Annotated in this window: 8 protein-coding genes; 4 read left to right on the top strand and 4 right to left on the bottom strand. The window is 40.4% G+C overall.

The features are described from left to right. Positions 1 to 17: 17 nt before the first annotated feature. Together BM073_RS07570 and rlmN are read right to left on the bottom strand one after the other, a co-directional pair. Complete coding sequence (locus BM073_RS07570) at positions 18 to 2,693, bottom strand: TonB-dependent receptor plug domain-containing protein (protein ID WP_091652740.1); 2,676 nt, start codon at positions 2,691 to 2,693, stop codon at positions 18 to 20. 72 nt (positions 2,694 to 2,765) lie between these two features. Next, positions 2,766 to 3,833, bottom strand: coding sequence for a dual-specificity RNA methyltransferase RlmN (rlmN, locus tag BM073_RS07575; RefSeq protein WP_091652743.1), 1,068 nt, complete (start codon positions 3,831 to 3,833; stop codon positions 2,766 to 2,768). 140 nt (positions 3,834 to 3,973) lie between these two features. Here rlmN and aroQ point away from each other — a divergent pair, with 140 nt between their 5' ends. The 4 genes from aroQ (at position 3,974) to rnhA (ending at position 6,626) form a co-directional block, all read left to right on the top strand. After that, on the top strand, positions 3,974 to 4,387 hold the full coding sequence (aroQ, locus tag BM073_RS07580) for a type II 3-dehydroquinate dehydratase (protein WP_091652746.1): 414 nt from the start codon (positions 3,974 to 3,976) through the stop codon (positions 4,385 to 4,387). Between the two features lie 14 nt (positions 4,388 to 4,401). After that, on the top strand, positions 4,402 to 5,457 hold the full coding sequence (locus BM073_RS07585) for an aminotransferase class V-fold PLP-dependent enzyme (protein WP_091652749.1): 1,056 nt from the start codon (positions 4,402 to 4,404) through the stop codon (positions 5,455 to 5,457). 100 nt (positions 5,458 to 5,557) lie between these two features. Continuing rightward, complete coding sequence (locus BM073_RS07590) at positions 5,558 to 6,139, top strand: MarC family protein (RefSeq protein ID WP_091652751.1); 582 nt, start codon at positions 5,558 to 5,560, stop codon at positions 6,137 to 6,139. A gap of 31 nt (positions 6,140 to 6,170) precedes the next feature. Continuing rightward, entirely contained in the window at positions 6,171 to 6,626 is a 456-nt protein-coding gene (gene rnhA / locus BM073_RS07595; protein WP_091652754.1) for a ribonuclease HI, read from the top strand. Between the two features lie 35 nt (positions 6,627 to 6,661). On the opposite strand, the gene BM073_RS07600 is transcribed toward rnhA, so the two are convergent. After that, positions 6,662 to 7,786, bottom strand: a complete 1,125-nt coding sequence (locus BM073_RS07600) for a sugar phosphate isomerase/epimerase family protein (protein WP_091652757.1) — start codon at positions 7,784 to 7,786, stop codon at positions 6,662 to 6,664. Between the two features lie 51 nt (positions 7,787 to 7,837). Next, a complete protein-coding gene (locus BM073_RS07605; RefSeq protein ID WP_091652760.1) occupies positions 7,838 to 9,181 on the bottom strand; it encodes a vanadium-dependent haloperoxidase in 1,344 nt (447 codons plus the stop codon). Between the last annotated feature and the right edge of the window lie 30 nt (positions 9,182 to 9,211).

The following is a 9,211-nucleotide window of genomic DNA, read 5'->3' on the forward strand; positions in this document are numbered from 1 at the left end:
GGTGAACATTACAAGTATTATTCTAAAATACGTGCCACTCTTCCAATTCTGCCCTTTTCGTCTATACCTTCTATAAGGATCAAATGCTTCTTGGCTACATCAGTATTAAAGTATTCCAAATTTGCTTTTCCGTCTTCCCCAATTTCTAAAATTGGTTTCCAGAAAATTGTAGCACGCTTATCATTCAGAGCAGTAGATGTGCCTTTTTCATCATAATTAGGCTGATAAAACTCCTTTGCAACGGAATAACCTCCGTAGGTAGTAACCAAAGTTCCGCCAACACTCGGAGTAAAGCCACTGCCTCTTTTGGTATAAACTGCAATCACCCCATTTGCACCTTGAGCTCCAAAAATAGCCGCTCTTGCAGGATCCTTGAATACATCCACACTAGCTACATCCCTTGGGTTCACCTGAAGTAGTGTATTAGCATCTACAGGAATATTGTCCAATAAATACAGCGGTCCTGTGCCTGCATTGATTGAGCCAACTCCTCGAATTTGTACACTTACATCCAAACCAGATACAAATACTTTGACACCAGAAACCCTTCCCTGTATCAGTTGAAAAACATTGGTAAAGCCCACAGAACCCGGGATTTTTTCAGGGTCTATGCTGACATCTCCTGGGCCATAAATTTTTTGTACTTCTTCGTCCTCTTTTTTAAAGGTCTGAGCTTCCACAGTTACTCCTTCCAAGTCCAAAATATCAGGATCCTCATTCATTCTCCTCATAAGGGCTCTTTCCTCATAGGTTGCAGCTAGATTTTCAGGCCATTCTATTTCAGTAGAATAGTTGCCAGAAGTACCGGTGAAAACAGCCTCCGGTTGGGTGACTTTGATATCCACAAAGTTCTTTAGTCTATTATCCACTGCTGTCAAGGTAACACTGGCAGAATCCTGATAATCTAAATCTCGAATGATAAATCGCCCATTAGAGCCAAATTCAGTCGTCACAATCTCGATTCCATTTCCTACCATTGCGGTAATTTTACCTCCGGATAATCCCTTTCTGGTATCCTCCTGGTCGCTAATCTGACCTTCTATATTTATTCCTCTTTCAATGAAATAATTGATTTCCCCCTGTTCGTTTTTAGCGATTTGATCCCAAGTAAATCGTCTCCATCCATGGGTCAGCATCACTAGATCTAATGCCTCTAAGGTACTTTCATCCTGGTTTTGGAAATAATAACCAGGTTGGTGGATTTGACCTTTTAGGTCTGAACTCAGTAAAAGATGTGAATAAATGGTACCGTAAACTTCACTTTCATCTGACACTTGCTCTGCATCTACAATTGAAACAGAGAAGCTTCCAGAAGTCTGGTTTCCAGTACTTTGATTCGTGATTTCCAATTTGATTTTTTCTCTTGGATTCAAAGATGAATTGGAATTCACATCAAGTTTTAGCTCATTCTCTTCTTTTCGGATAAAGATCAACCGCTCAGCTAGGGGAGTCCCCTCTGAAGTCAAAACTGTAATCTGATTGATTCCGGAAATCAAGTTTTCTTTGGGGATTCTTACACCCCAAACCCCATTCGTCAATTTTCCTTCAATCATATAATTGATTAAGCCTCTAGTTTGGCTTACTAGCAGGAGAGAATTGGCGTCCGAAACTCCCTGAATAAATGCTGTAAGATAGCTTGCGGCAGGGTTATTAATAACCTGTAATGCAAGACCATCAGTAGATGCTTTTGGTAGATTTATGGTTCTCTTCTGCCCAGAGGCAGGATGACTAATTTCTGCCTGATAATCCTGCTTATCCGGGGTGATTTCAAATTTCCCCAAGCCTGCAAAATTGCTTTCAAAAGAAATATCGGTTTCAGCAATAGTTCCCAGAATGCTAAGAGGATTACCATCTGGAGCAATAGCCCTAAATGCTATATTGGATTTCTTGCTGACAACCCAATTTCCTCCTTCAGGTAAAAATTGGATATCTGCCAGATTGAAGCTGTAAGGAAGTCTGATTTTCTGGGAAACGGAATAATTTTCATTTTCCAAGTAGATCAACTCTACATGTTGGGATGGGTAAGGCTTTTCTGGAATAGAAAAGGAAAAGCTGACAATTCCTTCTTCATTTAATAATAAGTCCTGACTGTGGACCTCTTCATCCCCTCCAAAGACTTTCATTTGAAGAGCTTTTCCCGCAAGGGGATTTCCGGATTTGTCGATGGCCAAAAGTTCAGTTCTGTAAGTTGCCTTTTCTCCTGAGCTTTCAATTGCATTAATTGTCATTTTCGGTAGAAAACTACCTCCTGCACCGTCAATTACTGAAAAGCCTCCTTCGAAAAAGAACTCTTCTCCCGAATTTCTCATCCAGGCAGTGTATGCCTTTATCTGATAATTTCCTGGTTTTCCGAAGGATGGTAAAGTGAAATCTCCGTTTCCTCTTCCTTTATCAAGTCGGATAATTTTTTGCTCTAATAGCAAGCCATCCCCATCAAAAAGATCCACGTATAAGGTTTGGCTCAATGGAGACGGAACTTGATATGAACCAGCAACCAAAAAAGCACTAAACCAAACATCCTCGCCTAATGTATAGGTGTGTTTATCTAGTTGTAAGTAGACTTTTTCAGGAGGGGTTTCATTTCTATACTCTTCGAAGAATTGCTGAACTTTTTCCGGAAAACTTTGAGAAAAAACTGGGTTCAGGCAAAAAAAGCAAAAGCCAAAAATGACTTTAAAAGTGATGTTTTTCATATAAACTCACGCATGATTTAGATTAATGGACTAAGAAACATAAAGACCTTATGAAAAACAAGTGAAAAAATCTTAAATATTAGTTAATTGACTGACCTCATTTTTATTTGCCAATTGACCACAAGCTGCATCGATATCCTGACCTCGGGATTTTCTGACTTTAGCAATGATTCCTTGAGATTCTAAAATTCTAACGTACATCTCTACGGCTTGTTGACTTGCTTGTCTAAATTCTCCCTCATCGATGGGATTGTACTGGATGATATTGACTTTGGAAGGAATAATTTTACAGAATTTGGCTAGCGCTCGGGCATGTGTTTCATCATCGTTGATTCCATCCCAAATCACATATTCATAAGTTACTTTTCGCTTGGTCTTTTCGTACCAATATTTCAATGAATCCGACAATTCTTCCAAAGGACTTTTATCATTGATGGGCATCAATCGAGATCTAGTCTCATTGATTGCTGAGTGAAGGGAAATAGCCAAATTGAATTTCACTTCATCATCCGCCATTTTTCGGATCATTTTTGGAATCCCCACCGTAGATAGGGTGATCCTTCTTGAGGCCATACCCAATCCTTCAGGGGAAGTGATTTTTTCAATTGCAGCAATTACGTTATTGTAATTCAAAAGGGGTTCACCCATGCCCATGAATACAATATTGGTCAATGGGCGATTGAAATAAGTTTCCGCCTCTTCTTTGATGGCCACTACCTGGTCATAAATTTCATCAGGATTTAGGTTTCTCATTCGTTTCAGGCGGGCAGTTGCACAGAAGTTACAATCCAAACTGCAACCCACCTGAGAAGACACGCAGGCAGTGATTCTTTTGCTGGTTGGAATCAAAACAGACTCCACAATTTTTTCATCATAAAGCTTCACCGCATTCTTGATTGTGCCATCTTGAGAATGCTGCATCAAATCAACCAGAATATGATTGATAGAAAAATGCTGCTTGAGTAATTCTCGGGTTGAAAGAGAAATATTACTCATGTCATCGAAGTTTTTCAGGGATTTATTCCACAGCCATTCATAGACCTGTTTGGCCCGGAATTTCTTCTCTCCATGCTCCAAAAAAAACTCTTCCAACTCACTCAGGCTGAGTTTTCTAATGTCCCGCTTTTGAATTTCTTCCATACTGCAAAGCTACAAACAAGCATTGACTTTATCCCTTTTAAAAATAAATCCGTCCTGATTAGGGCATCATGACTCGTTTTATCGTGGTACTTTTTAACTTTGAGTGAAAATCAGTCAATACTCTCAAACCAAATTAAATTTTGAAAATTCAAATCATCAATGGCCCTAATTTGAATCTTTTGGGAAAAAGAGAGCCTGAAGTTTATGGAAGTACCTCTTTTGAAGAATATTTGGAAAATTTGAGAAAAGCCTTCCCCCAAGTGGAGATTCATTATTTTCAAAGCAATGTGGAGGGAGAGCTGATCAATAAGATTCATGAAGTGGACTTCACTTTTGATGCGATTCTATTGAATGCCGGTGGCTATACCCATACATCTGTAGCCATATCTGATGCCATAGCGGGTGTAAATACTCCTGTTTTGGAAGTGCATATTTCGAATATTTATAAGCGGGAAGAGTTTCGTCACAAGAGTATCATTTCCAAATCCTGTGTGGGCATGATTTCAGGCTTAGGCCTAAAAGGCTATGAACTCGGAATCCGTTATTTTCTTTAATACCTCTAATTCCTATGATCACATTTGCAGCCGGACCTTCCAAAGTCTATGACTCTTTGCCAACTTATTTGCAAGAAGCTTATCAAGAAGGAATATTAAGCGCCAATCACCGAAGTGGGGCATTTATGCAGCTATATCAAGAAACCGAATCCTTGATGCGGCAAAAACTGCATATGCCTGAAGATTACAAATTGATTTTTACCTCTTCTGCCACTGAAAACTGGGAGATCATCTCCCAATCTATTGTAGAAAGAGCCAGCTTTCATATCTATTCGGGTTCTTTTGGAAAAAAGTGGATAGAGTTTGCCAAGCACATTATTCCTGCAACAGATGGGCTGAAAATCCAGGCCAATGAAACGGTTGATGCAGCTTCTTTAACGATTTCTGAAGGGTTCGATTTAATTGCAATCACCCAAAATGAAACTTCCAATGGATCCCAGGTAAGGATGGAGTACCTGGAAGAAATCCGTGAAAAATATCCGGAGAAATTAATCGCGGTGGATACCACCTCCAGTATGGCTGGAATAGAGTTGGATTTTAGCTTGGGAGATATCTGGTATGCTTCGGTTCAAAAATGCTTTGGTCTTCCAGCAGGATTAGGGGTCTTGATTTTATCCCCAAGAGCTATAGCCCAAACAGAAAGAAAAGGTGAGAAAGGCAGGTATAACAGTTTGAGCTTTATGTTGGAAAATGCGCGTTCCTATCAGACTCATTACACCCCTAATGTCTTGGGAATTTACTTGCTTAATAGAGTGCTGCAGGATATGCAGGAAATTCAGCATATAGATCAAAATCTTCGTCGTCGAATGAGTCAGCTGGAGGATTGTGTTGCTAAGACTAAAACGCTTCGACTTTTGGTGGATAATCAACAAGCCAGAAGTACTACTGTACTTGGTGTAACCGGTTTGGAGGATACGATTTCCCAAGTAAAAAAAGCAGCCGAAAAAGAAGGAATGCAGTTAGGTTCGGGATATGGACCATTGAAGCCTATTTCTTTTCGTATTGCCAATTTCCCTGCAATTACCGATGCTGAAATGGAAAAACTGATTGCTTTTCTGAGCCAATATTGAAAAGGGTAGAGGAGTTTGGGAGGGAAACTTAACTGAACGCTAAAAAAATCCTAACCTCACATATTTGCAAAGCAAATTTTATTTGGTGTAGCTTTGCAGCATGATTGACTTCAAGCAAATCCTTTCCGTGTCATTGATCCTGTTTTCGGTCATTGATATACTCGGTTCTATTCCGATCATCATTAATCTTCGGAAAAAAGTTGGCCATATCCAGTCGGAGAAGGCTACGGTTGCCGCAGGTGTTTTGATGATTCTATTCCTCCTTGCCGGAAAGTCAATTTTAGGTCTTTTTGGAATAGGAGTGGAGGACTTCGCCATTGCAGGGGCCTTGATCATATTTGCTTTGGGCGCTGAAATGATCTTGGGGATTGAATTGTTTAAACCTGATCCAGATGCCACAGCAGGAGCATCTATAGTTCCTATAGCCTTTCCTTTGATCGCGGGAGCAGGTACTTTGACAACTATCCTAACCTTGAAGGCAGAATTTGCCCAAGTGAATATTGCCATCGGGATTTTGCTCAACTTGGTATTTGTTTATGCCGTTTTGAAAAGTACCACCTGGCTAGAAAGAAAGCTCGGAAAAACAGGTCTTGATGTTTTAAGACGAATTTTCGGTATTATTCTTTTGTCGATAGCTGTGAAGATTTTCAAGTCCAACGCATTCCCAATGGATATTGTCTGAGACAGTGGGCTGAATTTACTTTCTTTGCATCATGATTACCATTTATACAGATGGGGCTGCTAAGGGCAATCCTGGACCGGGAGGCTATGGAGCAGTCTTGAAATTCAACCAACACAGGAAAGAACTTTCCGAGGGATTCCGTCTTACTACCAATAACCGCATGGAGCTTTTAGCGGTGATTAGAGCTTTGCAGGAATTAAAGTTGACAGGAATTCCTGTAACCATCTACTCAGATAGTAAATATGTCGTAGATGCCATTGAAAAAGGCTGGTTGTGGGGCTGGCAGAAAAAAGGTTTCAAGGATAAAAAGAACCCTGATCTCTGGTTGAGATATATTCCACTTCATTTAAAATACAAGCCTAAATTCGTTTGGGTAAAAGGACATGCAGGTAATCCTGAAAACGAACGCTGCGACCAATTGGCTGTAGCTGCAGCTGAAGGAACAGGTCTGAAAGTGGATGTGGGATATGAAGAAAGTAAGAGTTAAAAAGAAGGGGCTGAAATTTTTCAGCCCCTTTTTAATTAAGATATTTGATCTATTGTCACTAAAGGAATATCCTTTCTATGAACTTGTTTTAGTGTGATATGCTCTCTTTCAGGGTATACCCAACCCTCGTCAGTCAATTCGTAAAGCAGAGGAGCTAGGTTTTGCACCGCTGCTTTGCAACCCTGGACGATAGCGCCCATTTTTCCTGTTTGCTTGGACAATACTGCCTCATTTTCGATTTCAAATGGCCCTGTGAATCCTTTTTCTTTTAGAATATTCACAAATGCTCTCCAGTCCAAATCATCTCCAAATCCAAAACCCGGGAGGGTGGCTTCATAATGATGTCTATCCCATGGATTGGTGCTTGCAGGAATTCCGGCAGATTTGGCCCATTCGGCAGGGATTTGATGCATGGGATACATGTTTCCCCAGAATGGATCTGGATTATTTCGAGTCGATTTGACATGGATTCTCTGAAGGCGAGTCATATCTGTATGCTTGATGACTTCTACAGGATCTGTATGTTGCCAAATATCATGGGAAGGGTCGTAAATCTCACCGTGATTCTTTTCCGGAATCAGTTGATACATCAGTTTTCTGGCGGCTAAGACTCCCGGTAAATTATTGAAAGTGCCAAAATGCCCAGAACTTCTCCAGCCTTCCATTGGACAGTTTTCATACAGAATACTTACTCCTAAATCAGCGGCATATTGGATGATGGGTTTGAAAATGCGCTTGTATTCCAAAAGATTTTTTTCAAATCCTCCGTCTTCATTTCCCAACTCATGGTTGTAGCCCACGAAGGTTCCAACTTTGACATCATTTTCATCTCCCCCTAGCAAATAAGCCATTCGGATCAATCTCAAAAGATGATTTTGGTTTTTGACTCTTTGCGCAGGATCTCCACCGATTAGATTTTCAAAAGCACCTAAGGAAAGTCTTAAAGAAGCAGCATTAAATTGATCGATTAATTTTTTTGCCTCATCTACACCGAAATTCTCATAATCCAAATGAGTAGCCACGAAGTCATCCCGGGTTCCATCTCTTCTGAAAACACATAAGTCCAGTCCTTGAACTCCAATTTCATTGGCTTTTTCTATAGTCTGTTCTAAGTTAAGCTGATCAAAAGCTGAAGTCATAATCCAAATTGGATTCGCCATGGGTTAATAGGTTTTGGGTTAAAAAAAAACAGCCCCTAAGGGCTGCTTAAATTACTTGTTTTCCGCCAAATTTTCAGGCTTGGTACTAATTCTGGACCAAATGAGCTCTCCAACTTTTCTTCCTTGCCAAACACCCTCATTAATGGCTGGCATGTAGTGGATACCTCCATAAAACCTTGAAATAGCCGCTTCCGCTGATGCTTCCATGAAAGAGTCAAACTCTCTTATTGGAAGTCCATAGTTAACTTCTGAACTATCCACAAAATGGAAGTCTTCACCAAATATCTGAGTTAGTGTAAAAGCAGCAGAGGTTGATGCTACGCTATGGCCACTGGTATGCTCAGGAAAAGGAGGCGTTTGTAAGTAAGGAACCCATTCCTGATCTATAAATTGATTGATGTAGGTTTCGGGTCTTACTAATTTGCTACGGTACTTCTCATCCCAACAAGCAACAAAGGCATCGTGCAGGGAAATTCCAGTTAATGCTAATGCCTCAGCGGTTTTTTTCCAGTCTGCATTGGCAGTTTTTGCCGCAATAGCAGCGATACTCATCCAGTGTCCACCAGGTGTGATTTTTTTCTCTGCAAACATCACATGTCCTTTCACATTCATCTTGTAGGGATTACAATCCCAGAACATGGCGATGTCCAATTCCTCTTTGGAAGCGTTGACTACCGCATCATAAACCCCTTTTGCCAATTGGTAAAATTCAGAATTCGGGTCTGTAGAATAGGCTGGGGGAGGGGAAACCTTAAATTGGGCAGCAGAGTCAATTACGAACGTTCTGATTTTATTCCAATGGGGCTCAATACCTTCCATATAAGCTGGTGGAGTTGGTTCCCAGGTTCCCGGTTGTCCGGTTACGGTATACTTCGGGAAGGATCTACTTTGATGATAATTATCCTTGGATGAATAGGCTTTGATATGATCAGCGATTTCTTCTCCGAACTTCACTGATGCTTCAAATACATCATCCGGAATGCCTTTTTCTTTTAATTCTGTAAAAGCTTTCTCCTTGTGGTTTTGAACCATTTCTTCTGAAAAGATCAAAGCCGTTCCCATTTTGTAATAGGCTGCCAAAGAAGCAAGAGGTGGGTAAATGTTCTCAGGAACTTGAATATTAATAGCTTCTGAGCCGTTTAATTGTCCCATAAGAGACTTATAGCCTGGATCCACTGCCGCTGCAACTTCATAGGCTGCAAGGGAAGAATAGGAATAAATTCGTGCTGCTACAGGAGGAGAAAATATATCATGAATAATTACTTCCGTAATCCTGTCCTGTGCTTCACTTAAGTAATGGCCGTCGGTAATTGCATCGCTGTAATCCACTGGTTCCTGACAAGAGAAAATCGTCAAGAGTAGTAGCGAAAAGAGCAGCCCTTTTAATCTAATCATTTGAATTACTGTCTTTTAATGAATCTTAAA

This window comes from Algoriphagus ornithinivorans (genome assembly GCF_900115305.1).
Lineage (GTDB): Bacteria > Bacteroidota > Bacteroidia > Cytophagales > Cyclobacteriaceae > Algoriphagus > Algoriphagus ornithinivorans.

Excerpts from the sequence above, each read along its gene's own strand:
- BM073_RS07570 (WP_091652740.1), bottom strand. The coding sequence starts at position 2,693 with ATGAAAAACATCACTTTTAAAGTCATTTTTGGCTTTTGCTTTTTTTGC.
- rlmN (WP_091652743.1), bottom strand. The coding sequence starts at position 3,833 with ATGGAAGAAATTCAAAAGCGGGACATTAGAAAACTCAGCCTGAGTGAG.
- BM073_RS07585 (WP_091652749.1), top strand. The coding sequence starts at position 4,402 with ATGATCACATTTGCAGCCGGACCTTCCAAAGTCTATGACTCTTTGCCA.
- BM073_RS07590 (WP_091652751.1), top strand. The coding sequence starts at position 5,558 with ATGATTGACTTCAAGCAAATCCTTTCCGTGTCATTGATCCTGTTTTCG.
- rnhA (WP_091652754.1), top strand. The coding sequence starts at position 6,171 with ATGATTACCATTTATACAGATGGGGCTGCTAAGGGCAATCCTGGACCG.
- BM073_RS07600 (WP_091652757.1), bottom strand. The coding sequence starts at position 7,786 with ATGGCGAATCCAATTTGGATTATGACTTCAGCTTTTGATCAGCTTAAC.
- BM073_RS07605 (WP_091652760.1), bottom strand. The coding sequence starts at position 9,181 with ATGATTAGATTAAAAGGGCTGCTCTTTTCGCTACTACTCTTGACGATT.